General features: G+C 65.9%; 22 protein-coding genes. 16 read left to right on the top strand and 6 right to left on the bottom strand.

Annotation, left to right across the window (positions count from 1 at the left end; translation table 11 throughout):
- Nucleotides 1-18: 18 nt before the first annotated feature.
- Nucleotides 19-531 (bottom strand): type VI secretion system contractile sheath small subunit, encoded by a 513-nt coding sequence (gene tssB / locus HWX39_RS05130; protein ID WP_175965841.1) that lies wholly within the window; start codon nucleotides 529-531, stop codon nucleotides 19-21.
- 575 nt (nucleotides 532-1,106) lie between these two features.
- On the opposite strand from tssB, the gene tssK reads away from it, so the two are divergent.
- The 6 genes from tssK to tssE all read left to right on the top strand — a co-directional run bounded on the left by tssK (nucleotide 1,107) and on the right by tssE (nucleotide 8,823).
- Nucleotides 1,107-2,459, top strand: coding sequence for a type VI secretion system baseplate subunit TssK (tssK, locus tag HWX39_RS05125; protein ID WP_175965840.1), 1,353 nt, complete (start codon nucleotides 1,107-1,109; stop codon nucleotides 2,457-2,459).
- Nucleotides 2,456-3,211 carry a DotU family type IV/VI secretion system protein gene (locus tag HWX39_RS05120; protein WP_175965839.1) on the top strand — a complete coding sequence of 252 codons (756 nt, stop codon included), beginning with the start codon at nucleotides 2,456-2,458 and terminating at the stop codon, nucleotides 3,209-3,211. Before tssK ends, HWX39_RS05120 begins: the two co-directional genes overlap by 4 nt.
- Nucleotides 3,208-4,971, top strand: coding sequence for an OmpA family protein (locus HWX39_RS05115; RefSeq protein ID WP_175965838.1), 1,764 nt, complete (start codon nucleotides 3,208-3,210; stop codon nucleotides 4,969-4,971). Before HWX39_RS05120 ends, HWX39_RS05115 begins: the two co-directional genes overlap by 4 nt.
- Before the next feature lie 94 nt (nucleotides 4,972-5,065).
- Nucleotides 5,066-5,551 (top strand): Hcp family type VI secretion system effector, encoded by a 486-nt coding sequence (locus HWX39_RS05110; protein ID WP_006479553.1) that lies wholly within the window; start codon nucleotides 5,066-5,068, stop codon nucleotides 5,549-5,551.
- 138 nt (nucleotides 5,552-5,689) lie between these two features.
- The gene (gene tssH, locus HWX39_RS05105; RefSeq protein ID WP_175965837.1) at nucleotides 5,690-8,404 is read left to right on the top strand and encodes a type VI secretion system ATPase TssH; all 2,715 of its coding nucleotides are present in this window, start codon (nucleotides 5,690-5,692) and stop codon (nucleotides 8,402-8,404) included.
- Nucleotides 8,401-8,823 (top strand): type VI secretion system baseplate subunit TssE, encoded by a 423-nt coding sequence (tssE, locus tag HWX39_RS05100; protein WP_175965836.1) that lies wholly within the window; start codon nucleotides 8,401-8,403, stop codon nucleotides 8,821-8,823. The genes tssH and tssE overlap by 4 nt, the downstream gene beginning before the upstream one ends.
- Nucleotides 8,824-8,836: 13 nt before the next feature.
- On the opposite strand, the gene HWX39_RS05095 is transcribed toward tssE, so the two are convergent.
- Nucleotides 8,837-9,619 carry an NAD(P)H-dependent oxidoreductase gene (locus HWX39_RS05095; protein ID WP_175965835.1) on the bottom strand — a complete coding sequence of 261 codons (783 nt, stop codon included), beginning with the start codon at nucleotides 9,617-9,619 and terminating at the stop codon, nucleotides 8,837-8,839.
- Nucleotides 9,620-9,705: 86 nt separating this feature from the next.
- On the opposite strand from HWX39_RS05095, the gene HWX39_RS05090 reads away from it, so the two are divergent.
- Nucleotides 9,706-10,599: a LysR family transcriptional regulator gene (locus tag HWX39_RS05090; protein ID WP_175965834.1), complete on the top strand. Its 894-nt coding sequence runs from the start codon at nucleotides 9,706-9,708 to the stop codon at nucleotides 10,597-10,599.
- 215 nt (nucleotides 10,600-10,814) lie between these two features.
- Nucleotides 10,815-11,219, top strand: a complete 405-nt coding sequence (locus HWX39_RS05085) for a DUF2471 family protein (RefSeq protein ID WP_175965833.1) — start codon at nucleotides 10,815-10,817, stop codon at nucleotides 11,217-11,219.
- 217 nt (nucleotides 11,220-11,436) lie between these two features.
- On the opposite strand, the gene HWX39_RS05080 is transcribed toward HWX39_RS05085, so the two are convergent.
- Nucleotides 11,437-13,470: an NADPH-dependent 2,4-dienoyl-CoA reductase gene (locus HWX39_RS05080; RefSeq protein ID WP_175965832.1), complete on the bottom strand. Its 2,034-nt coding sequence runs from the start codon at nucleotides 13,468-13,470 to the stop codon at nucleotides 11,437-11,439.
- A gap of 75 nt (nucleotides 13,471-13,545) precedes the next feature.
- Between HWX39_RS05080 and HWX39_RS05075 the strand changes: the two genes are divergently transcribed.
- The 3 genes from HWX39_RS05075 (at nucleotide 13,546) to HWX39_RS05065 (ending at nucleotide 15,869) form a co-directional block, all read left to right on the top strand.
- A complete protein-coding gene (locus HWX39_RS05075; protein WP_175965831.1) occupies nucleotides 13,546-14,628 on the top strand; it encodes an AraC family transcriptional regulator in 1,083 nt (360 codons plus the stop codon).
- Between the two features lie 96 nt (nucleotides 14,629-14,724).
- Nucleotides 14,725-15,270, top strand: a complete 546-nt coding sequence (locus tag HWX39_RS05070) for a hypothetical protein (RefSeq protein WP_175965830.1) — start codon at nucleotides 14,725-14,727, stop codon at nucleotides 15,268-15,270.
- Complete coding sequence (locus HWX39_RS05065; RefSeq protein WP_175965829.1) at nucleotides 15,267-15,869, top strand: hypothetical protein; 603 nt, start codon at nucleotides 15,267-15,269, stop codon at nucleotides 15,867-15,869. Before HWX39_RS05070 ends, HWX39_RS05065 begins: the two co-directional genes overlap by 4 nt.
- Before the next feature lie 21 nt (nucleotides 15,870-15,890).
- Here the strand turns inward: HWX39_RS05065 and HWX39_RS05060 are convergent, their stop codons facing one another.
- The 3 genes from HWX39_RS05060 to HWX39_RS05050 all read right to left on the bottom strand — a co-directional run bounded on the left by HWX39_RS05060 (nucleotide 15,891) and on the right by HWX39_RS05050 (nucleotide 18,193).
- Nucleotides 15,891-16,340: a DUF126 domain-containing protein gene (locus HWX39_RS05060; RefSeq protein WP_175965828.1), complete on the bottom strand. Its 450-nt coding sequence runs from the start codon at nucleotides 16,338-16,340 to the stop codon at nucleotides 15,891-15,893.
- Nucleotides 16,333-17,580: an aconitase X gene (locus HWX39_RS05055; RefSeq protein ID WP_175965827.1), complete on the bottom strand. Its 1,248-nt coding sequence runs from the start codon at nucleotides 17,578-17,580 to the stop codon at nucleotides 16,333-16,335. Before HWX39_RS05055 ends, HWX39_RS05060 begins: the two co-directional genes overlap by 8 nt.
- Before the next feature lie 184 nt (nucleotides 17,581-17,764).
- Complete coding sequence (locus HWX39_RS05050; protein WP_175965826.1) at nucleotides 17,765-18,193, bottom strand: MarR family winged helix-turn-helix transcriptional regulator; 429 nt, start codon at nucleotides 18,191-18,193, stop codon at nucleotides 17,765-17,767.
- 91 nt (nucleotides 18,194-18,284) lie between these two features.
- On the opposite strand from HWX39_RS05050, the gene HWX39_RS05045 reads away from it, so the two are divergent.
- The 5 genes from HWX39_RS05045 to HWX39_RS05025 all read left to right on the top strand — a co-directional run bounded on the left by HWX39_RS05045 (nucleotide 18,285) and on the right by HWX39_RS05025 (nucleotide 23,950).
- Nucleotides 18,285-19,205: a LysR family transcriptional regulator gene (locus HWX39_RS05045; protein ID WP_175965825.1), complete on the top strand. Its 921-nt coding sequence runs from the start codon at nucleotides 18,285-18,287 to the stop codon at nucleotides 19,203-19,205.
- 107 nt (nucleotides 19,206-19,312) lie between these two features.
- A complete protein-coding gene (locus tag HWX39_RS05040; protein ID WP_175965824.1) occupies nucleotides 19,313-19,744 on the top strand; it encodes a MarR family winged helix-turn-helix transcriptional regulator in 432 nt (143 codons plus the stop codon).
- 64 nt (nucleotides 19,745-19,808) lie between these two features.
- Nucleotides 19,809-20,903, top strand: a complete 1,095-nt coding sequence (locus tag HWX39_RS05035) for an HlyD family secretion protein (RefSeq protein ID WP_175965823.1) — start codon at nucleotides 19,809-19,811, stop codon at nucleotides 20,901-20,903.
- Between the two features lie 13 nt (nucleotides 20,904-20,916).
- On the top strand, nucleotides 20,917-22,491 hold the full coding sequence (locus tag HWX39_RS05030) for a DHA2 family efflux MFS transporter permease subunit (protein ID WP_175965822.1): 1,575 nt from the start codon (nucleotides 20,917-20,919) through the stop codon (nucleotides 22,489-22,491).
- A 19-nt stretch (nucleotides 22,492-22,510) separates the two neighbouring features.
- The gene (locus tag HWX39_RS05025; RefSeq protein WP_175965821.1) at nucleotides 22,511-23,950 is read left to right on the top strand and encodes an efflux transporter outer membrane subunit; all 1,440 of its coding nucleotides are present in this window, start codon (nucleotides 22,511-22,513) and stop codon (nucleotides 23,948-23,950) included.
- The last annotated feature ends 195 nt before the right edge of the window (nucleotides 23,951-24,145 follow it).

Below are 24,145 nucleotides of genomic sequence, written 5' to 3'. Positions count from 1 at the left end.
CGCTTTGCCCGGCGTCGTTCACGCATGCCCTTCCGGCTGCGTCGCGGCGGTCGCGATCTGCGCAAGTTCGCCACGGAGCTTCGCGGACAGGCGGTCGTCCTTCAGCACCTTCTCGAACTCGCGACGGAACGTGCCGTTGTCGAGCAGGTTTGATTTCAAGTCGCGCAACAGATTGCGCATCGCGAGCAGCGCCTGAAGCTCGGGAATCTGGCGCGCCACCCGCTCGGGCTCGAAATCCTTGATCGACCGGAACGACAGGTTGACGGGCAGCTCCGAGCCGTCGCCGGCCAGCGTGTTGTCCGCAGCGATCCTGAGATCCGGTGCGTAGTCGGCCAGCACGGCATCGAAGTTGTTCTTGTCGATGTTCACTTTCTTCCGCTCGGCCAGCGGCGCCTGCTCGCGACCGGCGCTGAAGTCGCCCGCCACCAGCAGCTTCAGCGGTAGCTCGACCTTCTTTTGCGCCCCGCCCGTGTGCAGATCAAGGGTGATCGACACCCGGCTCTTCGGGATCTCTCGCTGAAAGCTATCCAATTCGTTTTCCTTATCTCAGGAAGCATGAAGACATCCGCGATGTGCACCCGCAATCGCAGGTGCACCGTCGTTCACGTCACCTTTGCTCAACCCCGCAACACGTATTGACGGACGACCGAATCGGATATTTGCGGCAGGACATCCGATTCAGGCGGCAAAAAATATCACGCCCTTTCACACGAAGTAAACCACCAAAATTCAAAATCGACCGCCAACCTAAAATACAACCTTCCGAATAATACTAGTACGAACACACAAAACCCAATCACACTTCAACAAGCCCATCCCCACCCACACCAAAAGCCAATCTCAAATATCACCACACACCACCCACATAGCTGATTTTTATGCACAAAATTCGTTCCAAAAGAGCACTTCAGTCCCAATAAAACGGCGCGCCACAAATCCACCAACCACAAAACCAATTCACCCACAAAATCTCAAAAATTAAACCCCACATATCTCGATATAAATTACACATTCGTCAACGATTTACCCAATTCCGGGGTATACGAAATCGGAAAACGATGGTTAGAATCGTCGCCTCATAATTCCTAATCGATATAGACCACACCATGCGGATCGAAAAGCCGCTCTGGCATGAAGGGCTGATTCTTACGCAGCAGCATTTCCAGCAGCAGGACCGCTGGAACGGATTCGCGCTGCAACAGTTCGCGTCGGCCATCGCCGTATCGCCCTGGGGAACGCTGAACGTCGACGTCGACGAAGAAGCACTGGCCTCCGGCCGCCTGAAGCTCACGCGGCTGCAGCTACGCTTCCCGGACGGAACGCCGGTCGACACGACCGTCGCCGATGCACTGCCGCCCGCTCGCGACCTCGTCGGCGAAATTCCTGCCGATACCCAGACTGTCGATGTGCTCGCCGCACTCGCGCTGCCCGATGCGAACGGCGGCAACTGTCGTTTCGACGAAACGGCGCTCGCCCGCCCGCGTCGCGCGTACCGGGAATTCGTGAAGGTGGCGGACCTGAACGGAACCGCGGAAACCGAGATCGCCGCCGAGCGCCACGCGGTCCGGTTGCTGTACGGGTACGAATCGCACGCCGACGATACGGCATGCGCGATAGCCCGCCTGACGCGCGCGACGAGCGGTCAGTTCCAGCTCGATCGCGGATATGTGCCGCCCTGCCTGTCGCTGTCGGGTCATGCACTGCATATCGAGCGCATCCGGCGGCTGGCGGATATCCTCGCCGCCAAAAGTGCGCTTCTCGGCGAGCGCCGCAGCGAGCGGATCGAGCAGGTGGCCGAATACGGGGTCGCCGACGTCCAGCTCTTCTGGCTCCTCCACTGCATTCATCAAGCGTGGCCGCAACTGCGCTTTCTCGCGTCGCATCCCGGGCAACCCACGGATCGCCTGTACCAGGTACTCGCCCAGTTGGCAGGATCGCTCACCACGTTCTCGACGCGCGTGTCGCTGACCGACCTCCCGCCTTACGATCACGCCGCGGCACATGAGGTTTTCGCGACGCTCGAATCGCTGATCCGCGATCTGCTGGACGCGATCATCCCGTCGCGTGTCGTGTCGATCGGGCTTTCACACACGACGCCCACAACCTGGGCCGGCCAGTTCCGCGACGAGCGCATCGTCGAAGGCGCGGCCGACTGGTACCTGTCCGTCAACGCCGCGCTGCCGGCATTCGAGCTCGTCGAACAGTTCCCGCGACTGTGCAAGATCGGCGCGCCGGACGACGTCGAGCACATCGTCAATTCCGCCGTGGCCGGCATTCCGCTCAAGGCCGTGCAGCGGGTACCCGGCGCCATTCCGGTCAGGCTGGACAACCACTATTTCGCGCTCGACGCACATGACGCCGCGCATGCGCGGATGCTCGCCGCGCGCGCTTGCCAGATCTACCTGCCCGCGTCGATTCCGGACGCGTCGATCGAACTCTATGCGGTGCTGCGCCGATGAATACCATCGTTTCCACTCGTCACGAATCCGCACTGCTGGCGCGGGAGCCATCGTCCAGGCGCCCGCCCGGGCCTTCGATACGCGCGCTGCTGCGCGATACGGCACTGCTCGTCACCCACCTGTCGAACGGTGGGCAGGTCGACAGCCAGGAGAACCTGCGTCAACAGTGCATCCGGCTCATCGCGCAGTTCGCGACGGCACTCGATGCGCAAGGGATCGCCGCCGACATCCGGGACGACGCCGTCCTCGCCCAGTGCGGGCTGATCGATGAAGCGGCATTGCGTTACCTTCCCGCGTCGGACAAGGGGAACTGGGAATCCCGGCCGCTGCAGGTCGAGCGCTTCGGCACTCACGATGCGGGAACGCGCATCTACGACCGCATCGAGCACCGGATGCGCGAACCCGCGCCGAACGTCGACCTGCTCGAATGCTATGCAGCCGTGCTCGGCCTCGGGTTCCGCGGTCGTTACACTGCCCGCTCGGGCCTCTCGGCGCAAACCCACGAAGGCGAAGCGAAACGTCAGGCCGTGATCGCCGCGCTGGTCGCACGGATCGATCGGTTGCGACCGGCCTCGCAACCGGGGTTCGTCACCGACCGCTCGAACGCGCGGCTGATCGACCGGCTCAGACGCCTGTCGCCGTGGGCGATCGCGGGAACGGCATGCGTGATCGCGATAGGCGTGTGGTTCGCGTGGGATCGCGTGCTTGACGCGGAACTGGCACAACTCGTCCAGAAAGCTCAGCGGCCGTGACTTCCGATACCGTTCTCCCGCCGGCGCCAACACGCGTCGACGCCGACGCCGCCCGCGCGGCCCTGACGGGCCTCGGCTACCCGCTGCGCACGGTCGTGACGATCTCGGCCGCCCTGGCGCTTGCCGTCATCGGATGGGTCCTGCCCGTCGACCGCGGCATCATGTGGGGATTGATTGCGATCGTCATCGCGCTTTCGGCGCTGATCGTCTGGTTGCATTCGCGCAGATTGACGCATGCCCGCAAGCGGAACGTGCACGTGCTTGCGCAACTCGGGGCGGCGACTGCCGACCTGCCCGTCGCGCTGCGCACCAGGATGCCGCTCGCCCTCGTCACCGGAGACGGGCTGCCCGCCTTGTTCGATCGCGACGCAACCGGGTCGCGCTTCGTCCACGTCGGAGACGGCGCCATCTGGTTGCGGGCCGATCGCCCGCAGGATCTTCCCCGCCTTGCCGTCGCCGTCCGCCAGTGGCGGGACGGTCATGCCCCCGATTGCGTCGTGTTGTCGGTCGCGCCGGGATTGCATGCGAACGACGATGTGTTGTCGCAAACGCTGCGCGTCATCCGACAGGCAGTTGCAGACACGTCGCGCATGCTCGGCGCGTCACTGCCGGGCTACGTCGCCATCTATCAGCGATTCTCCGATACAGCCGCTCCAGCGAAGCCGGCGGCCCAGTGGTATGGCGTATCGGCAGGCTCGCCGATCGCGGACATGCACCGTTTCGACTCCGCGATCGAAGCAGCCGAATCCGACGCCCTCCATGCCGACGGAAGTCGCACGGTCGCGGCACGCGCCGCCGGGATCGGATCAATGATCGGATGGACGCGCCGTACCGTGTTCAATACGCTTACGGACCGACGCCAGCCTGCGCCGCCCTGGCCGTTGTTCGGCGCCGGCTGGGTCGACCATGGCCCCACGACGGGCCCCGGCAAGCCATGGGAGCGCGAAGTCCGATCGCGCATCGGCATCGCACCGGCCGCGCTACCTGCATCGCCTTCTCCATGGCCGCTGCCGCAGCCGCTGATCGACGCGATGCCGCGCCGGTCGCGGCGATCGCCGCGCGTCGCCGCTGTCGTGCATGTCGTCGCGATCATTGCTTGCGCGGCCACCATCGCCGTCTGCGGCGCCGCGAAAAACAACGAAACGCTGATGACCCGAATCGGCGAGCACGTCGAGCGCTACAACCGTCTCCCCGCCACGCAAGACGCCGCGAAGCGCGACGCGCTCAAATCCCTTTCGTCGGACCGGGACCAGCTCGACCGGTATGCACGTATCGGCATTCCGCTCCGGCTGTCGTTCGGCATGTATCGCGGCGCTCGACTGCTGCCGATACTCAACGACGCGATCGCCTCCTACGAGCCGCCCGCACCGCCGCCCGCCGTCGTCACGCTGGACAGCATGTCGCTGTTCGACAGCGGCAAAGCACAACTGAAGCCGGGCTCCACGCGCGCGATGGTCGATGCGCTCGCACTGATCAACGCGCATCCGGGCAAGCGCGTTCTTGTCGCCGGCTATACGGACGCTCAGGGCCGCCCCGAGCGCAACCTGAAGCTGTCGATCGACCGTGCAGCCGCCGTGCGCGACTGGCTCGTCGATGCGTCCGGGATACCGACGACGCAATTCGCGATCCAGGGCTACGGCGATACGCGACCGGTCGCGGACAACACCACGTCCGAAGGACGGGCAAGGAATCGCCGGGTCGAAATCACGCTGGTGCCCGACATGCCGGCGCCGGCCGCTTCGATTCGCACCGTGCGGTAACACGCGTTTTGGTTCCCGGGGCATCCGCTCCGGGTTTGTCAGCGCCGGATTTTGGTTCCGGCGATTCGCAGTACGAACAAGAAGGAGTGGACAAATGGCAATTCCGGCCTACATGTGGCTCAAGGACGACGGCGGTGCGGACATCAAGGGTTCGGTGACCGTCCAGGATCGTGAAGGCAGCGTCGAACTGGTCGCGTTCGATCACGGCGTGCACATTCCGACCGACGGCAATACGGGCAAGCTCACCGGCACGCGCGTGCACAAGCCGATCACGCTGACGAAAGAGACGGACGCATCGACGCCGTACCTGTACAAGGCCGTGACGAGCGGCCAGACGCTGAAGTCGGTCGAGATCAAGTGGTACAAGATCGACGACGCGGGCAAGGAAAAGGAGTACTTCAACACGAAGCTCGACAACGTGAAGATCGTCGCCGTGAAGCCGAAGATGCTCGACATCAAGAACCCCGACTACGAGAAACACAACCATCTCGAAGACGTCGAACTGCGCTACGAGACGATCACGTGGTCGTACAAGGACGGCAACATTATCCACAAGGACACGTGGAACGAACGTTCCTGATGCGCTGACCGACTGGCGGAATCCGGCATGCCCGTGCGCCGGATTCCGCTCCACCGCTCGCCCATTCGCAGTCGCGCCCCTCGATTCGCATGGGCATGGGCGAACGCACACCCTCTCCCTTCCTGCTCTGCTATCCACATGACGCCGCCTATCCGGGACGCCTCCCATCTCATCCGCCGCCTCAATCCCCACTGCACGCGCGCGCTCGAAGCCGCGGCGAGTCTTTGCCAGACCCGGCTCGCGGACGAAATCGCGGTCGAGCACTGGGTGCTGAAACTGATCGAAGCGGACGACGGCGACATTCCGGCGATCCTGCGCCACTACGATCTCGATATCGACGCGGTGTGGGACGCGTTGATCGACGTGATCGACCGCATGCCGCGCACGTTGCGCGGCATGCCCGCACTGTCACGGCAACTCGCCACGGTGATCGACGATGCGTGGACGCATGCGGTGTCGGACGATTCCGACGGCACCATTCGCTCGGGCCATCTGCTGCAGGCGATCGTCGATGCCCCGCACGTCTTGCGCACGCAACGCGCATGGCCGCTGTTGTCGGTTTCGAGCGCGCAGATCCGGCGCGTGTTGCCACGACTTGGGCGACGCTCGTCCGAGAACGCGTCCGACGACATGACGTTGCCGCCGATGCCGTCGCCAACCGCCGATCAATCCGGCCATATCGCGACGGATGCCTCCATCGATCATCACGCGCCCCAGGCGCCGTCGCGCACCACCGACGGCGACGCCCTCGCGCGCTTTACGCTCGACCTGACCGAGAAGGCCCGCCGTGGCGAGATCGACCCCGTCTTCGGACGCGACCGGGAAATCCGGCAAATGATCGACGTACTGGCGCGCCGCCGCAAGAACAACCCGATCCTGGTCGGCGAGCCGGGCGTCGGCAAGACCGCGCTGGTCGAAGGGCTCGCGTTGCGCGTGATCGAAGGCAGTGTTCCGGAAACGATCCGCGACACGCGCATCCTGACGCTCGACCTCGGCTTGCTGCAAGCCGGCGCGGGCGTGAAAGGCGAATTCGAGCAACGGCTGAAGAACGTGATCGACGAGGTGCGGACATCGGCGACTCCCATCCTGCTGTTCATCGACGAAGCGCATACGCTGATCGGCGCGGGCAACGCGGCGGGTGGCGCCGACGCGGCCAACCTGCTCAAGCCGGCGCTCGCGCGCGGCGAGTTGCGCACGATTGCGGCGACCACCTGGGCCGAGTACAACGAATATTTCGAACGCGACGCCGCGCTCGAGCGGCGCTTCCAGGTCATCAAGGTCGACGAGCCCGACGACGACACGGCCTGCCTGATGCTGCGCGGGCTCGCCAGCCGCTATGCAAAGCATCATGACGTCCACATCCGCGACGAGGCGATCGTCGCGGCGGTGCGGCTGTCACGCCGCTACATCCCGGCCCGGCAACTGCCGGACAAGGCTGTCGACCTGATCGACACGGCGGCCGCGCGCGTGCGCATGGCGCTCGACGTGCCGCCGGTCGAGTTGCAGCAGGCACGCGCGACGCTGACGGCACTCGAACTGGAACGCGCCGCGCTCGATGCGGATTCCCGTGCCGGGATCGGCGACGTCGCCGGGCGGCGTGCCACGATCGACACCGAATATGACGCCGTACGCGACACCGTCGACACGCTGCTCGGCCAGTACACGCGAGAACGCGAACTGGTCGACCTGTTGCGCACCCTTCGCGGCACGGCCGGCCCCACGCCTGATCCGGCGGCCGTTGCCAATACCCTCGACGCGCTGGCGACCATTCAGGGCAAGTCGCCGATGATCGCCGCCGACGTCGATGCGCAATCGATCGCGCGCGTGGTCGCGGAATGGACCGGTGTGCCGGTCGGCAATCTCGTCGACGACGAATTGCGCAGCCTGCTCGCGCTCGAAACGACGCTCACCGCGCGTGTGGTGGCGCAAGCCGATGCGATCGGCGCATTGGCGGAGAGCCTGCGGACCGCCAAGGCCGGGCTGAAGAACGAGCACGCGCCGCTCGGCGTGTTCCTGCTCACCGGACCGTCCGGCGTCGGCAAGACCGAAACCGCGCTAGCACTTGCCGACCTGTTGTTCGGCGGCAAAGCCGCGCTGACGACGATCAACCTGTCCGAGTACCAGGAAGCGCATACGGTATCGCAGCTCAAGGGCTCGCCGCCCGGCTACGTCGGTTACGGACGCGGCGGGGTCCTGACCGAAGCCGTACGTCAGCGTCCGTACAGCGTCGTGCTGCTGGATGAAGTCGAGAAAGCGCATCGCGACGTGCTCGACATTTTCTATCAGGTGTTCGACCGCGGCGCCATGCGCGACGGCGAAGGGCGCGAAATCGATTTCCGCAACTGCGTGATCGTGATGACGTCCAATCTGGGCAGCGCGCAAATCGACGATGCAACGGCCGAGAACCCGGCGATCACGCACGAAGCGCTGCGCGAAACCGTCCATCCGCAGTTGGTCGCGCACTTCCAGCCTGCCCTGCTCGCACGCTTTCAGACGCTCGTCTATCGGCCGCTCGACGCTCCCGCGCTCGCTTCGATCGTGCGGATCAAGCTCGACAGGATCGCCGAACGCCTCCATCGACAACACGCGGTGACCCTGGCGTACGCAGACGACCTGATCGAATCGATCGCGCGGCACTGCGTGTCGCGCGAATCCGGCGCACGCAGCGTCGATGCATTCCTGAACCAGCGCGTGCTGCCGGTCGTCTCGCGCGAGCTGCTCGCCAGGATGGCATCAGGCGCGACGCCGCGACACATCCTGTTGTCGGCCACTGCCGATGGATCGTTGACGATCGACTTCGTCGATGCGCCGGCGGCCGGCGACACCGGCACTGCGCGGCGAAACGACCGATGACCGCCGGCCCGTCGCTGTATGACATGCTGCTCGGCCAGATCGGCGGCGAACCGATTGGCGCTCACGACGATCGCACGCTCGAATGCCTGAGCGTGCAGCAAAACGTGCGCCGCATTCTCAATACGCGGGCAGGCTCGCTCAAGCATCTACCCGACTACGGGCTGCCCGACCTCACGAACATCTACAAGGCATTGCCCGCATCGGCGCATTTGCTCAAGCAGCAAATGGAAGCCACGCTGCTGAAGTACGAGCCGCGCATTCGCTCGATCGACGTCGGGATCGTCGACAATCGCGATCCCGGCATCCTCGTCAGCTTCGAGATGACCTGCCACCTGAAGAACGCCGGGCTCGTGCGGTTCGGCACCTACTTCGAGCCGCCGGGCCGCCTGCGCGTCGAACGGCGCATCGACCCGTCATGATCTCGCGCAGTCACTACTCGTACGCAAGATGCGCGGCAAACCCCACCTTCTCCGGCGCGATCTCCGGCTTGAGCGTCAGCGCCGGAATCTCGTAGTCGCCCGCGTTCTGCCGCCGAAACGGAATCGGCTGCGTCGTCCACAGTTCATCCAGACGCTTGCCGAGCGCCGCGCGCGTGTCGTCGAAGCGCGCATCGTTCATCTTGCCCGTCCGGTAGATCACGAACGGCGGCAGCACATCGAAGCCCGGGTAATACAGTACGCCGTGCTGGATCGGGAACAGCACGTCGTCGATCGGCCCGTTGATGCCGCGCGGGCTGTAATGCGATTCCCACCCGCCGGTCGTGACGATCACCATCGCGCGCTTGCCGGCAAACGCGCCTTCACCGTAGCGATCGCCCCAGTGCGTATCGGAATGCTCGCCGACACCGTACGCAAAACCGTACGCATACACGCGCTCGAACCAGCCCTTCATGATCGCCGGCATCGAGAACCACCACAGCGGAAACTGCAGGATCACCGCGTCGGCCCACTTCAGCTTCTCCTGCTCGCGTGCGATGTCTTCGCTTTGCGTGCCCGCCGCGAACGCGCGCTTCGAGTCGAGCGACGGATCGAACCGCGCATCGGGCGCACGATCGGTCACGTCGTTCGCATCGAACGCCGCCTTCCAGTTCATCGCGTACAGGTCGGTCACGTGTACCGTGTGGCCGGCCGCTACGAGATGCTCGACGGCAAAGTCGCGCAACGCGCCGTTCAGCGAGCGCGGCTCGGGATGGGCATACACGATCAGCACATTCATGTTCGTCACTCCGTGGATTGAATGACTGCAGGATGCCGCTACCCACGCTATATTTGAAATGAATTCATGATATTCCAGGTATAGCCATGAATAATCTCAGGCGACTCGATCTCAATCTGCTCGTCACGCTGGACGTGCTGCTCGCCGAGCACAACGTCACGCGCGCGGCCGAGAAACTGAACATGTCGCAGCCGTCGGTGAGCGTGCAACTGCAGAAGCTGCGCGACCTGTTCGGCGATCCGCTGCTGCTGCCGGGGCCGCGCGGAATGCGGCCGACCGCGCGTGCGGAAGCGCTGCGCGAGCCGTTGCGCGACGCGCTCGAAGCCGTCGAGCGTGCGGTCGTTCCGGCCACGCCGTTCGATCCCGCAACCGCGACGAACACGTGGCGTGTGGCCGCGACCGACTACGGCGAATCGACGATCGTGCTGCCCGCGCTGAACACGCTGCGAGCGGCCGCGCCAGGTACGCGACTCGCAGTCGTCGAACTCGTTCCGCCGCGCATCGAGCAGGATGCCGAACGAAATGGCATCGATCTGGCCTTCCATACGACCGAGGGTTCACCGCCCGGCATGCGGCGCTTGCCGCTGTTCGTCGAGCGTTACGTGCTCATCGGCCGCGCCGGGCATCCGAAGCTGAAGCGGCGTCCGACGCTCGCGCAGTTCGGCACGCTCGAACACGTGATCGTGTCGCCCGACGGCGGCGGCTTCTTCGGCGTGACGGATGAAGCGCTCGCGAAGGTGGGCGCCACGCGGCGCGTCGTGCTGTCGGTGCCGCATTTTCTGTTCGTGATGTCGGCGGTCGCCAGCTCCGATCTCGTCGCGATGCTGCCCGAGCGGCTGGTGCGCGACGTGCCCGCATTGCGGGTGGTGGAAGCGCCGGTCGAGGTGCCCGGTTATGAAATGTCGATGCTGTGGCATGAACGCGTGCATCGCGATCCGGCGCATCGGTGGTTGCGGGAGACCATCGCGGATTCGGTGTAAGCGGGACACGGCTGACGAAGTCGGCGCGACAACGCGCGGGCAATGCTCGCGTAGCGGCTTCCATCGGCTTCACGACGTCCGCTCGTGTCCACGCCGACAAGATTCTTCATCCGGGACTTGAAACCGCCTTGAACACTGTATATATTTACAGTGCTTTTGCACCATTTGACCCGAATTCCGTCATCCATCGACGGACGGATTTTTGTGAGGCGACCATGTTCCAGGCATCCGCATTCGATCCCGAGCAACCCGGCTTCAACCCCGTCCAATTCGAGCGCGCCGCGCAGCGGGCGATCGTCGATCTGCAGCGTGTCGCGGGCGGCCCCGCGCAGCGGGCGCTCGGCCTGCGGCGCCGCACCCATCCTGCGGCCGTCCGCACGATGAGCTGGCAGGCGCTGCTGAACGTCGAAGAGCTGGCATTCTCGAATGCCGGTTTCCTGAGCCGCAATGATCCGGCCGTCGTCGACGCGTTCATCCGGCTGCGCGACAGCCGCCTGGTCGCCGCGGACGTCGAGGAGCCGGTCGACTGGCGCCGCGACGACGACGACCTGCCGGCCATCTACCTGATCGTCAAGGCGATTCTGGAAGCGGAAGAGGAAGAACGCGCCGAAGCGGCCTGAGCCGTGTGATGACCGTTCGCGGTCACGGTCTGTCGAGGCAGCGCCGCCACGGTGCGTGGCGACGCGGCCGGCGCTGCTGCCCGTTTCATCCCTGCGCCGACGAATCGGTACCCCGGACGGTGAGTCACGAACCACGTCGCAGGCGGATCACCGCCACGCGGCGTACGTCCGGCATACGTCCGGCGTCCATCCGGGCGGTGGTCGCAACGGCCGCCCGTTACAGCCGTGCCGCGAGCCGTGAGCCCTGGTCGATCGCGCGCTTCGCGTCGAGTTCGGCGGCCAGTTCCGCGCCGCCGATCAGGTGCACCGAACGCCCGGCCGCCTGCAGCGGCGCGAGCAGCGCACGCTGCGGCTCCTGCCCCGTGCAGAGCACGATCGTGTCGGCTTCGATCAGTTCGTGATCGGTGCGTTTCTCGCCGTACGACACGTGCAGGCCGCGCGCATCGATCAGTTCATAGTTCACGCCGCCGATCATCTTCACCTGCTTCATCTTCAGCGTCGCACGGTGAATCCAGCCGGTCGTCTTACCGAGCCCCTTGCCGAGCGGCGCGGCCTTGCGCTGCAGCAGCGTCACTTCACGCGCGGGCGCCGTCACCCGCGCACGCGTGACGCCGCCACGCGTCGTGGCCGGGTCCGTCACGCCCCACTCGGCCTTCCATTCTTCCAGATCGAGCGCCGGCGATTCCCCCTCCTGCACCAGATACTCGGCGACATCGAAGCCGATCCCGCCCGCGCCGACCACCGCGACCCGCCGGCCGACCGGCTGCCGGCCCGCGAGCACGTCGATGTAGCTGAGCACGTTCGGCCCGTCCTGCCCCGGAATCTTCGGGTCGCGCGGCGCCACGCCGGTCGCGAGCACGATCTCGTCGTAGCCGCCCGCGATCAGGTCGCTCGCGTCGACGCGGCGGTTCAGGTGCAGGTTCACGCCGGTCAGCTCGACCTGGCGGCCGAAGTAGCTCAGCGCCTCGTGGAACTCTTCCTTGCCCGGAATCCGCTTCGCCATGTTGAACTGGCCGCCGATCTCCGCCGCACCGTCGAACAGGTCGACCTGATGGCCGCGCTGCGCGAGCACGGTCGAGCATGCGAGCCCGGCCGGCCCCGCGCCGACGACCGCGATGCGCTTCGGCTGCGGCGCGGGCGTGTATCTCAGCTCCGTCTCGTGGCACGCGCGCGGATTCAGCAGGCATGACGCGATCTGGTTCTTGAACGCATGATCGAGGCACGCCTGGTTGCAGCCGATGCAGGTGTTGATCTCGTCGGCCCGACCCTGCGCGGCCTTGACCACGAACTCCGCATCCGCGAGCAGCGGGCGGGCCATCGACACCATGTCCGCGCAGCCGTCCGCGAGGATCTGCTCGGCCACTTCGGGACGGTTGATCCGGTTGGTGGTCACGAGCGGAATGCCGACCTCGCCCTTCATCTTCTTCGTCACCCAGGCGAACGCGCCGCGCGGCACCGACGTCGCGATCGTCGGCACACGGGCTTCGTGCCAGCCGATCCCCGTGTTGATGATGGTCGCGCCCGCGCGCTCGACGGCCTTCGCGAGCTGCACGGTTTCGCTCCAGTCGCTGCCGTCCGGAATCAGGTCGAGCATCGACAGCCGGTAGATCAGGATGAAATCGCGGCCGACCGCTTCGCGCGTGCGCTCGACGATCTCGATCGGCAGGCGGATGCGGTTCTCGTACGAACCGCCCCACTGGTCGGTGCGCTTGTTCGTATGCATCGAGATGAACTGGTTGATCAGGTAGCCTTCGGAGCCCATGATCTCGACGCCGTCATACCCGGCTTCACGCGCGAGCGTCGCGCAGCGCACGAACGCGCGGATCTGCCGCTCGACGCCGCGCGCGCTCAGTTCGTGCGGCGCGAACGGCGAGATCGGCGACTTGATCCGCGACGGTGCGACCGCGAACGGGTGATAGCCGTAGCGGCCCGTATGCAGGATCTGCAGCGCGATCTTGCCGTCCTCCGCGTGCACGGCATCCGTGATCTCGCGATGCCGCCGCGCGGCGGCCGACGTCATCAGCGTGCCGCCGAACGGCTTGGTCCAGCCGGCCACGTTCGGCGCGAAGCCGCCCGTCACGATCAGGCCCACGCCGCCGCGGGCGCGTTCGGCGAAATACTCGACGAGCCGCGGCAGCGTCTTGCGGCTGTCCTCGAGGCCCGTGTGCATCGAGCCCATCAGTACGCGGTTCTTCAGCGTCGTGAAGCCGAGATCGAGCGGGGCGAGCAGGTGGGGAAAGGTCGTGGTCATGATGATCGTGCCGATAAGCGATGCATGACATCGTAGGCGCACGCCGCCTTGAACGTGAGGGGGCAAACAGCCATAATGCTTGTCATTTCCGGCCAAAACGACATGACCTCCCCTCTCGCCAAGGACCGCCTCGGGCTGCGCCGGCCGACGATTCCGGTCGCCTATACGCGCCTGCTGCTGCAGGCGCTGGCCGCGCGCGGCGTCGACCTGGCCGCCGTACGCGCCGGCACGGGCCTGCGCGATGCGGTCCTGGCCGAACCGGACGCGCGCATCGCGCCGTCGCAATGGGGGCGGCTCGTGCTCAATGCGATCGAGATCGGCGGCGATCCGGGCATCGGGCTCGCGTTCGGGCCGCTGCTGAAGCCGACCGTGCACGGCTTTCTCGGCTACGCGACGCTGACCGCGCGGGACATCCGGGAAGCGCTGTCCGTCACGCAGCGCTACTTCCGGATGCGCAACCGCCAATATCGCCTGACCTATGAAGAAGACGAACACGGTGCGACGCTCGAACTGCACGGCGTGCAGGCCAGCCCCGTGCTGCAGCATCACGTGATGTTCGAATTCGTGCTGACGGGGCTCGCGCAGAACATCTCGCAATGGGCCGGGCGCGCGTCGCCGCCGATCAGGCTGCAGTTCGCGTGGCCTGAGCCGCCCTATTTCGCGCGCTATCGCGACTCGTTGCCGCCAGTCGAATTCGGCTGTGCCGCCAACGCGCTGTGGATCGCGCACGACGTGCTCGACTGGCCGCTGCCGCTCGCCGACGAGGTCGCGCACCGGCAGGCGCTCGTGCAGGTGGAACGCGAGTATGCGCAGGTGCGTCAGGACGAAGGCGATCTGGTCGAACGCGTGCGCGCGGAGCTGGCACGTGGCGCCGGCGATTACCCGGGGCCGGAGACGCTCGCCGACGCGCTGCTCGTGTCGACGCGCACGCTGCGGCGCCGGCTGGAGGAAGCCGGTTCGAGCTATCGTCAATTGCTCGACGAAGCGCGGTTTCGCGACGCGAAGCAGTTGCTCGCCGCGTCGGATCTCGACCTGAAAACGATCGCCGAGCGGCTGCAATTCACCGACCCGGCGAATTTCACGCGCGCGTTCCGGCGCTGGGCCGGGCAGACGCCGAGCGCGTATCGCGAAGCGGCCGCGGGTACCGCGCACGGATGATGCGGGGTTGCGGGCGGCACGACGTGCCTGCGCGGGCGTTCATCGGTATGATCGATGCCACGCCAAAGCGGCGCCGACCGGCGCCCTCTCCCGACCATGCGCCATCACACCACCGTGATCGAATCGACGATCGACCGCATCGATACGAACCTCATCCGGGTCACGGCCGACATCAGGAAGGCGCCGCTTTATCGCCTGACGATGCAGGGCGCGTGCTACTTCATCTCCGCCTACGATATCGATGCAGAGGCGTTCAAGCAGATCGATCAATTGAAGCCCGGGATGGCTGTGCGCGCGTGCATCTTCGACGATCGCGGCCGCCGCCGGATTGCGTGGATCCGAAGCAACGATCTGGCAATCGCCCCTTACGATGCGTTCAGACAGAGGAACAGCAACCTGTCGCTGCTCACATGGGCGACATGCATCTTCATGCTGAGCCTGCTGATTGGCGCCGCCGCCTTCAAACTGGGCTGGGCGCTCGTCGTCGCACTCACCCTGTTCGTGACCATCGTCAGCCTGCTGGGCACGCTGCTCGCGATCGCCGGTCTATCCGAGCTGGCCCTCCAGCCCCAGCGGCGCGAGGCCCATGAAAGGTGGCAACTCGAACCGGTCGGTTTCACGGCGGAACGGAGCAGCCCATGACCGATCGCACCATGCAGATCGCATCCGGTCGCGTGACGTCGGTCAGCCAGCAGACGATCAGTACGGAAGTCTGGAGCAACAACCTCGGCTGGACCAGGCAGAGCATCGAGGAGATCGCGCTTCAACTCGACACGCACGATGCACCGCTCACGGTCAGGACCAGCGGCACGCGCAACCTGTTCATCGTCGCGGGCGACCGGTTGACGGTCGCGTACGCCCCCAACCAGGATCGCCGCGCCATCTACGGGATCCGCAATACGACCGACGGCTCCGTGTATCTCGTTCGCACCGCCAAGGTCGCGAGCGGCCGCACCGATGTTTTCGTGACGATCGGCCTGCTGGTCGCGCTGGCCTTCATCGGCGGCATCATGTGTGCGGTATCGCGCAGCACGAGCGGGATGCTCGACGCGTTTGCGTGGTTCGCCTCCGGCGCGATCGGCCTGTTCGTGCTGAGCACGCTTCTGCGTATCGTGTTCGGCGTGATCGTGTGGCCGGAGATTCGGCGGCTCGCACAGCCCGGCGGCAAGCGCGAAATGAATGCCGCCCGGCATGCACTGTCGCTCGCGAAGGAAGACACGCCGCACATTCGCTTCATTTGAGCCGCCCCGGCACACGACGTGTCACGGGTCGATGCAGATCCGCGCGCCGCCGTCACCCTCGTCTGCGTCGATCCGCACCTCCCCCTTCGCGGCAACGATCGCGTCGTACACGTCATCGGTCACGCACACCACCGGCACCGCGATCGCATACAGCTCGGCGGCGACGATCGCGCCGATCGAGATGATCAGGTCGCGCTCCTTCAGCACGATCCCGACCGGCCCCGTGCCGTTGCGCACGGCTTCCGCGAGCACGCTGCTGCTCGAACTCGAGCCCTTCGCGTGCGGCATCACCATCACCTTGCCGGCGAGGCTCGCGCCGGCCTGCGGATGCCCGCGATCGACGATCCTTCCCGCGCCCGAGTCATAGCCGCCCCAGAAGCTGAGCGGCTTGTCGAGCACGAACGGGCGTGCGCATGCGCGGCCCGGTACGAGCGTGTCGCCCGTCAATACCTTGCGCGTGACCTCAGTCATCGAATCGCACCTTTCCTTCGTACGCCGAACGCACGCATTCGCGCATGCTGCCGTACGCGACCGTCACGCCGATGTTCGCGGGCGCATACGACGCCCATTTCCCCGAATTGGTCATCACGAGCCCCGACAGTTGCTTCATCACCGGCGTGATGTACGTGCAGGTGTCGACGACGATCTGGATGCCGCGTGCAGCGAATTTCTCCGCGAGGCCGGCTTCGTCCAGCTCCCACAGGATGAACCGGCTCGTGTTCACGTAGAAATCGCAGGCCGGCTTGCCGTCGAACGCGTCGAGCAACGTATCGAGCGTACGGAATTCGGCCAGCGAGAAATGCGGCGTGCCGAGCGCCACCGCGACGAGCGCATCGCCGGCCGCGCCGTGGTTCAGCGTGCGGCGAATCTCGTCGAGATCGGCCATCGCGAAGTCAACCGTGCGTGGCGCCGCTTGCCCGTGCAACGCGGCGTCGAGCGTCGGCGCCTCGGGTGTCACGCCGACCGCATGGAACAGCGCGACGGCCCCGCTCGACGCGGCGGCCGCACCGAGCGCCTTGAGTTCGTCTTCGGTGGTGTCCGCAGGCAGCCCGACGATCGCCGGCACGACCGCGCCCGCGATCCTGCCGATCAGCAGCCCGAGCGCGGCGAAATGGATGTCGCGCGACGGCAGGCGGCTGAAGTCCGGTGCGTTGAACACGATTCGTGCAGCGCGGTTCGCTTCGACATGCAGCCCCGCATACGGCGCACGCCCGGTGATCGCGGCAGCCAGGTCGAGAAAATCGCCGTACCGGCTCGTCCGCGCGCCGAGCACCGAGTTCGCGAACACGATCGCGTTCGATTCGGCCCACGCGATCTGCTCGCCTTTCGCGGGACGGTTCTTCAACTGGTACGGCGCACACGTGAAGCTCGATTCGCAGCCGAGCTGCAGATGCGCGTCCATCAGACGTTGTGCGTCGCGCTGGATCGTGCGATCGCCGTGATACAGCTCGGGATGGATCAGGTCGAGCGACCCGACGTTCAGCGTGGTCGGCACCGCAACCTTCGCGCCGGTGTCGACGAAATACTCGACGAAGTCGAGGCTCGTCCGGCCGTGGTAAAGACAGCCGTCGATATGGGCGGACGTGATGTCGATCAGGTGCGGCGCGGACATCACTTGCGCCGTGCGCGCGACGATCCGCATCGCGCGCGCGACGCCATCGCCGAAATCCCCGCGCAGCATGGCGCTGTCGCGGTCACTCAACTGCAGCATCGATTGCTCCTCTGACGCGTGCCGGCGGCGCCGGTCGATGACATCCGTCAGGGGACTCTACAACTGGAAATAAAAACTGTCCAGATCACCATCTATCCGGACAGTTTAAAAACCAATTTCCGCCATTCAACGCCAATGAAGCGGCCAATGGCTCGAATTTCGCTCCAGTTTGCCGCCGATCGCTCTAGCGTTCCGCGGTCACGCTGAACAGCTCGTCGCGCAGCGCCTTCGCGCGGTCGCGGCCGAACTGCATCTCGAATTCGTCCTGCGCGGCCTGCCATGCGACCCGCGCCCGCGCGAACGTGTGCTCGCCCTGCTGCGTAAGGCTCAGCGCGTGCGCGCGCGCATCGTGCTCGGATGCGGCCGTCGCGACGACACCGTCGCGCTGCAGCGGCTTCAGCGCGCGCAGCAGCGTCGTGCGATCCATCACGAGCGCATCGGCGAGTTCGCTCATCAGCAGGCCGGGCTGGCGCGTCAGGTTCGCCATGATCGAGAACTGGGCGGGCGTGACCCCGACCGGGGCCAGATGGCGCTCGTACAGTTGCGTGACGAAGCGTGCCGCCTGACGCAGCGCGAGACAGTTGCACGCCTGGACAATCGAGGTGTCGTTCATGCTCCGCAATTTATATGTGCATATGCATAAAGTCAATGTACACTCCGCCGTAACAAGGCCGGTGGCCGGCCCTCGCGTCAAGGAGACGGACATGGACTACATCGACAAGCTGCGGATTTTCCGGTCGGTGGTGGAGATGCGCAGCTTCACGCGCGCCGCCGACATCCACGGCCTCGCACGGCCTGTCGTGTCGCGCGCGGTCGCGGATCTGGAAGCGCGTTTCGGCAGCCGGCTGCTGCACCGGACCACCCGCCAGGTGTCGTTGACCGAAACGGCCGAGCGCATCTACGAGCGCTGCGCGGCCGTGCTCGACGAACTCGACTCGCTCGAGGCGGAAGCGCAGGCCTCGACGCGCGAGCCCGAAGGCCTGCTGCGCCTCGTCGCGCACACGACGGCCGCGCTGAACCAGCTGGTGCCGCTGATCGCTGGCTTCAAGGCCGCTCACCCGAGGGTGCGCCTCGACGTGACGCTGACCGAGCGCCCGGTCGATCTGGTCGGCGAAGGCTACGACATCGGCATCGTCGTGCCGTACATGCTGACGAACGAATCGACCGTCGTGCGGCTCATCGAACGGATTCCGCTCGTGATCGTCGCGACGCCCGCGTATCTGCAAGCCCGTTCGCGCCCGGTCACGCCGGCCGACCTCGCCGACCATCCGTTCGTGCCGATGTCGCCGTCGCTGCGCCGGCCCGCGCTGTCGTTCCGCGTCGACGGCAACACGCTGACCGTGCCGTTCCGCTTCGACATCTCGTCGAACAGCCCCGTCTTCAACCGCGAAATGGTGATGCATGACTTCGGCATCGGCGTCGTGCCGAAGACGCTCGTCGGCGCCCAGCTCGCGTCGGGCGCGCTCGTGCAGTTGCTGGCCGACGCCGATCTCGTCGACGGGTTCGTCGAGATCAAGCTCGCGTACGCGAACCGCGCGCTGCTGCCCGCGAAGGTCAAGGCGTTCATCGACTACACGGCCGCCTACTGCGACCGCGAAGGCTGGATTGTTCCGGCCGCGGCCTGATCCGGCGCGCGAACGCACCGGTCGGCCGCCGATTGGTACAGCCACGACACCAATCTGATCCTGCCCCGACCATCGATTCGTACCCCCCCTCGCCCTAACATGTGTACATGCACAAGACAACGCTCACCGATGACGATTGCTTCGCCGTCCGGCAAGCCGCCCGCCGGATCTCGCAGTTCTACGAACGTTATCTGTCGCAGGCGGGCGTGACGCCGTCGCAGTACAGCATTCTCGCGCTGCTGCGCGATCGGCCGGGCCTGACGATGGCGACGCTGTCGGCCATGCTGGTGATCGAACGCACCGCGCTGCTGCGCGCGCTCAAGCCGCTCGTCGGCGCGGCGCTGGTGGCGGGCCGGATCGAGCCGCCGTGCCGCCGCCAGACGTTCGCGCTGACCGAGCACGGCGAAACGAAGATCGCCGACGCGCAAGTGCACTGGCTCGCCGCGCAGGAAGCGTTCGAGCAGCGGTTCGGGTCGACCCAGGCGGCCCGCCTGAGAGACGAATTGTTCCGGATCACGCACAACCTCCCGGAACGCTAGCCCCTTCCCCGATCGACGACACGACGTCGATCGTTTTGATAAGTGCATATACATAGGTGAATCGATGGATACGACCCAAGGCGCTGCCTCATCCCGTGAAGCAGCCACTCTAGACCGGCCCGCGAAGCAACAGCGCCGTGTGCCGTGGATGCGCATCGCGGTGGGCGCCGTCGTCATCGTCGTCGCCGCCGCCGCGCTCGACTGGCTGTTCGTGCTGCGCTTCCAGGAGAGCACCGACGATGCGTACGTCGGCGGCGACGTGACGGTGCTCGCGCCGAAGGTCAACGGCTTCGTCGACAGGATCCTCGTGACCGACAACCAGCGCGTGAAGGCCGGCGACGTGCTCGTGCAGCTCGATGCGCGCGACTACGACGCGAAACTCGCACAGGCCAGCGCCGAAGTCGACAGCGCGCGCGCCGCCGTGACCGAACTCGAGGCGAAGCAGCAACTGCAATACGCGGTGATCGGCCAGCAGGCGGCCGACAAGAGCGCATCGTCGGCCGAGCTGACGCGTGCCGCATCGGATCGCGTGCGCTACCGCGAGCTCGTGAAATCCGACGCCGTGTCGAACCAGATCGTCGAACGCGCGGACGCCGATTACTCGAAGGCCGGCGCCGCCGTCGAGCGCAGCGACGCCGCGCTGCTCGCATCGAAGCGGCAGCTCGACGTGCTCGGCGCGCAACTCGCCGACGCGCGGGCCCGCGTGAACACCGCGCTTGCCGCGCAGCGCGTCGCCGCGCTCAACGTCGAATACACGACGATCCGCGCGCCGGTCGACGGCTACGTCGGCAATCGCACGGGCCGCGTCGGGATGCTCGCGAACGTCGGCGTGCCGCTGCTGACGATCGTGCCGGCTTCCGGGCTGTGGATCGACGCGAACTTCAAGGAAGACCAGCTTCGCAAGATGCACGCGGGCGATCGCGTCGACGTGTCGCTCGATGCGTCGAGCACGCGCCTGCACGGCCGCGTCGACAGCCTCGCCCCCGCCACCGGCGCCACCTTCAGCGTGCTGCCGCCAGAGAACGCGACCGGCAACTTCACGAAGATCGTCCAGCGCGTGCCCGTGCGCGTGCATCTCGATCCGCAGCCGGGCCTCGACCACGTGCTGCGCCCCGGCCTGTCCGCGGTCGTGACCGTGCATACCGATCACGCGAACTGAACGGGAGACGACGATGACCACCGCGTTTTCCGGCGACCCGGCGTCGCAACCGACCAAGCAGCGCGTGTTCGCGTTCGCGCTGATGTGCGTCGGCTTCTTCATGGCGACGCTCGACATCCAGATCGTCGCGTCGTCGCTGCGCGACATCGGCGGCGGCTTGTCCGCGAGCCAGGACGAACTGTCGTGGGTACAGACGGCCTACCTGATCGCCGAGATCATCGTGATCCCGATGTCGGGCTGGCTGTCGAAAGTGATGTCGACGCGCTGGCTGTTCGCCGCATCGGCCGTCGGCTTCACGATCACCAGCATGCTGTGCGGGCTCGCGTGGGACATCAATTCGATGATCCTGTTTCGCGGGCTGCAGGGTGCGCTCGGCGCCGCGATGATCCCGACCGTGTTCACCACCGCGTTCGTGCTGTTCCCCGGCAGGCAGCGGCTGATCGCCTCGACGACCATCGGCGCGCTCGCATCGCTCGCCCCGGCGATCGGCCCCGTGATCGGCGGCTGGATCACCGATCAATGGTCGTGGCACTGGCTGTTCTACCTGAACCTCGTGCCGGGCATCGCAGTGGCCTTACTCGTGCCGCGCTACGTCCATATCGACGAACCCGACCTCAGCCTCATCAAGCGCGGCGACTATCTCGGCATCGCGCTGATGTCGGGTTTCCTCGGCTGCCTCGAATACGTGCTGGAGGAAGGCCCGCGCAAGAACTGGTTCGGCGACGATGCAATCGTGATCTGCGCATGGATCTCCGGCATCTGCGGCTTCCTGTTCATCGTTCACGCGCTGACCGCGAAGGATCCGATTGTCGACCTGCGCGCGCTCGCGGTGCGCAACTTCGGGATCGGCAGCCTGCTGTCGTTCGTGACCGGCATCGGGATCTTCGTGACCGTGTTCCTGACGCCGCTGTTCCTTGCGCAGGTGCGCGCGTTCAGCTCGCTGCAGATCGGCATCGCCCTGCTGTCGGTCGGCGCGTTCCAGCTGGTCGCGCTCTGTGCGTATGCGTTCGCCGCGCGCTTCTTCAGCCTGCGCGCGCTGCTCGTGTTCGGATTGATCTGCTTTGGGCTCGGCTGCTACCTGTACACGCCGATCACGCACGACTGGGGCTGGCGCGAACTGCTGCTGCCGCAGGCGCTGCGCGGCATCGGCCAGCAGTTCAGCGTGCCGCCGATCGTGACGATGGCGCTCGGCTCGCTGCCGCAGTCGCGCCTGAAATCGGCGAGCGGCCTGTTCAACCTGATGCGCAATCTCGGCGGGGCGATCGGCATCGCGGTGAGTGCGACGATGCTCAACGACCGGCTGAACTTTCACTATCTGCGCCTGAACGAGCACGTGAGCGCCGGCCAGCCGCAGATCGCATCGCTGCTCGATCGCCAGGCCGCGTACTGGGCGTCCGTGGCCGGCAACACGCTGGACACCGCGCAAGCCGGCCTGGCGAACCTGCACCACCTGATCTATCGCGAAGCGCTGACGCTCACGTATGCGGATGCGTACTACGCGCTGTCGCTGTGCTTCGTCGTCGCGCTGATCGCGGTCGTCTTCTCCAAACCCATTTCCCTGAACGCGCCGCCGCCGGACGCGCACTGAGGTTGAGGTCATCACCATCATGAAAAAACTTCTCGTCGCCCTCGCCGTCAGCGCACTCGCCGCAGGATGTGCGGTGCAGCCCGCGCAGCATCCGGCGCTTCAGGATTCGGTTCGAACGCTCGCGCCGGATGGTTGGGATACCGATGTGCCGCGCGCGGACATCGACGCCGCCGCGTGGTGGGCGCAATTCCACGATCCCGTGCTCGACCGGCTGATCGCCACCGTGCTCGACGGCAACCTCGATCTGCAGGCGGCCGCCGAACGCGTGAAGCAGGCGCAGGCGCTGACCGTGCAGAAGCGCGCGGTGCTGCTGCCCGAACTCGACGCGACCGCGCATGCGGCCGACGCCCGCCAGAACACGCCGCCGCCGCTCGGCTATGTGCGACAGGCCGGCGCGGGGCTCGCGCTGAGCTGGTCACCCGACGTGTTCGGCGGCGAACGGCTCGACCTGCTTGCCGCGCAAGCCGAGCTGGTCGGGCAGAAGCATGCGGAGGATGCGATGCGGCTCGCGCTCGCGGCCGATGCGGCTTCCGCGTATGTCGATCTGCGCTGGGCGCAGCAGGAATTGAAGATCCTGCAGGACAACGCGAAGATCCGGCAGCATGCGCTCGAACTCACGCGCAAGCGACAGGCGTTCGGGCTGTCGACGGAGCTCGACGTCACGCGTGCGCAGAACCAGCTCGACGCGCTCGAAGCGCGGATTCCGCCGACGCAGGCGCAGATTGCGCATCAGCTCAATCTGATTGCGGTGTATTCGGGGCGCACGCCGGAATCGGTCGATCGGCTCGTGCTCGCGCAGGCTGGGGAGATTCCGGCGCCGCCGGTGGGCGCGCCGGGGACGTTGCCTTCGCAAGCGTTGCTGCGGCGGCCGGATGTGCTGACGGCGTATGCGCAGGTCGAGCGACGGGCGGCGCAAGTCGGCGTGGCGAAGGCCGAACGGTATCCGAAGTTTTCGTTGAACCTTACGGACGGGATTCTGGCCGCTTCCTATCTCGGGTTGCCGACGTTGACCGATAACCTGTTCAGTGCCGCGTTGAGTGCGACGAGCCCGATCTTCAATGCGGGGCGGATTACCGCCGATATCGCGCAGAGCGAAAGCCGGATGCGCGAGTCGGAACTCGGGTTACGGCAGACGATGCTGCAGGCGTTGCGGGAAGTCGAGGATGCGCGGGCGAATCTCGTCAGTTCCGATGAGACGACGCGCAGGCTTGATAGTGCGCTTGCTGCTTCGGATAAAGCGCTTGGGTTGGCGAATCAGCTCTATAAAGGTGGCGCGACGGATTTTCTGGATGTGCTGTCCGCGCAGGAGGTCTATCTGCGGGATTCGGATTCGCTCAATCAGGTCAAGCGCGAACACGCGCTGGCGGCGGTGGCGCTGTATCGGTCGCTTGGGGGTGGGTGGAGCAGGAATGATGCGGCGGGTGGGCCGGAGGTGGAGGCGGTGGCGAAGAACAACTGAGTCGTGTAAGTCTGGACACTGCCCTTTCAGTCAGCGCCGGATTAGCTCTGAGCTTGCCTGGATGTCACCTCATCAAGGGCAGTGATCGACCCGAAGGGGACAGTCGAGGTTACCGGAAACGGACATTCGGGAGGAATATTGATGGTCTCTGAGGCTCCCATGCCACAATGGCAACACCTCGTACTACCCGCGACG

Origin of the sequence: Burkholderia sp. BCC0322, assembly GCF_902833045.1 — a bacterium.
GTDB lineage: Bacteria > Pseudomonadota > Gammaproteobacteria > Burkholderiales > Burkholderiaceae > Burkholderia.
This window is presented reverse-complemented; position numbering and strand designations above follow the sequence as displayed.

What these genes read in the sequence shown, in the direction of transcription:
- tssK (WP_175965840.1), top strand. Translation starts at nt 1,107, where the DNA reads ATGCGGATCGAAAAGCCGCTCTGGCATGAAGGGCTGATTCTTACGCAG.
- HWX39_RS05120 (WP_175965839.1), top strand. Translation starts at nt 2,456, where the DNA reads ATGAATACCATCGTTTCCACTCGTCACGAATCCGCACTGCTGGCGCGG.
- HWX39_RS05110 (WP_006479553.1), top strand. Translation starts at nt 5,066, where the DNA reads ATGGCAATTCCGGCCTACATGTGGCTCAAGGACGACGGCGGTGCGGAC.
- tssH (WP_175965837.1), top strand. Translation starts at nt 5,690, where the DNA reads ATGACGCCGCCTATCCGGGACGCCTCCCATCTCATCCGCCGCCTCAAT.
- tssE (WP_175965836.1), top strand. Translation starts at nt 8,401, where the DNA reads ATGACCGCCGGCCCGTCGCTGTATGACATGCTGCTCGGCCAGATCGGC.
- HWX39_RS05095 (WP_175965835.1), bottom strand. Translation starts at nt 9,619, where the DNA reads ATGAATGTGCTGATCGTGTATGCCCATCCCGAGCCGCGCTCGCTGAAC.
- HWX39_RS05090 (WP_175965834.1), top strand. Translation starts at nt 9,706, where the DNA reads ATGAATAATCTCAGGCGACTCGATCTCAATCTGCTCGTCACGCTGGAC.
- HWX39_RS05085 (WP_175965833.1), top strand. Translation starts at nt 10,815, where the DNA reads ATGTTCCAGGCATCCGCATTCGATCCCGAGCAACCCGGCTTCAACCCC.
- HWX39_RS05080 (WP_175965832.1), bottom strand. Translation starts at nt 13,470, where the DNA reads ATGACCACGACCTTTCCCCACCTGCTCGCCCCGCTCGATCTCGGCTTC.
- HWX39_RS05075 (WP_175965831.1), top strand. Translation starts at nt 13,546, where the DNA reads ATGCTTGTCATTTCCGGCCAAAACGACATGACCTCCCCTCTCGCCAAG.
- HWX39_RS05070 (WP_175965830.1), top strand. Translation starts at nt 14,725, where the DNA reads ATGCGCCATCACACCACCGTGATCGAATCGACGATCGACCGCATCGAT.
- HWX39_RS05065 (WP_175965829.1), top strand. Translation starts at nt 15,267, where the DNA reads ATGACCGATCGCACCATGCAGATCGCATCCGGTCGCGTGACGTCGGTC.
- HWX39_RS05060 (WP_175965828.1), bottom strand. Translation starts at nt 16,340, where the DNA reads ATGACTGAGGTCACGCGCAAGGTATTGACGGGCGACACGCTCGTACCG.
- HWX39_RS05055 (WP_175965827.1), bottom strand. Translation starts at nt 17,580, where the DNA reads ATGCTGCAGTTGAGTGACCGCGACAGCGCCATGCTGCGCGGGGATTTC.
- HWX39_RS05050 (WP_175965826.1), bottom strand. Translation starts at nt 18,193, where the DNA reads ATGAACGACACCTCGATTGTCCAGGCGTGCAACTGTCTCGCGCTGCGT.
- HWX39_RS05045 (WP_175965825.1), top strand. Translation starts at nt 18,285, where the DNA reads ATGGACTACATCGACAAGCTGCGGATTTTCCGGTCGGTGGTGGAGATG.
- HWX39_RS05040 (WP_175965824.1), top strand. Translation starts at nt 19,313, where the DNA reads ATGCACAAGACAACGCTCACCGATGACGATTGCTTCGCCGTCCGGCAA.
- HWX39_RS05035 (WP_175965823.1), top strand. Translation starts at nt 19,809, where the DNA reads ATGGATACGACCCAAGGCGCTGCCTCATCCCGTGAAGCAGCCACTCTA.
- HWX39_RS05030 (WP_175965822.1), top strand. Translation starts at nt 20,917, where the DNA reads ATGACCACCGCGTTTTCCGGCGACCCGGCGTCGCAACCGACCAAGCAG.
- HWX39_RS05025 (WP_175965821.1), top strand. Translation starts at nt 22,511, where the DNA reads ATGAAAAAACTTCTCGTCGCCCTCGCCGTCAGCGCACTCGCCGCAGGA.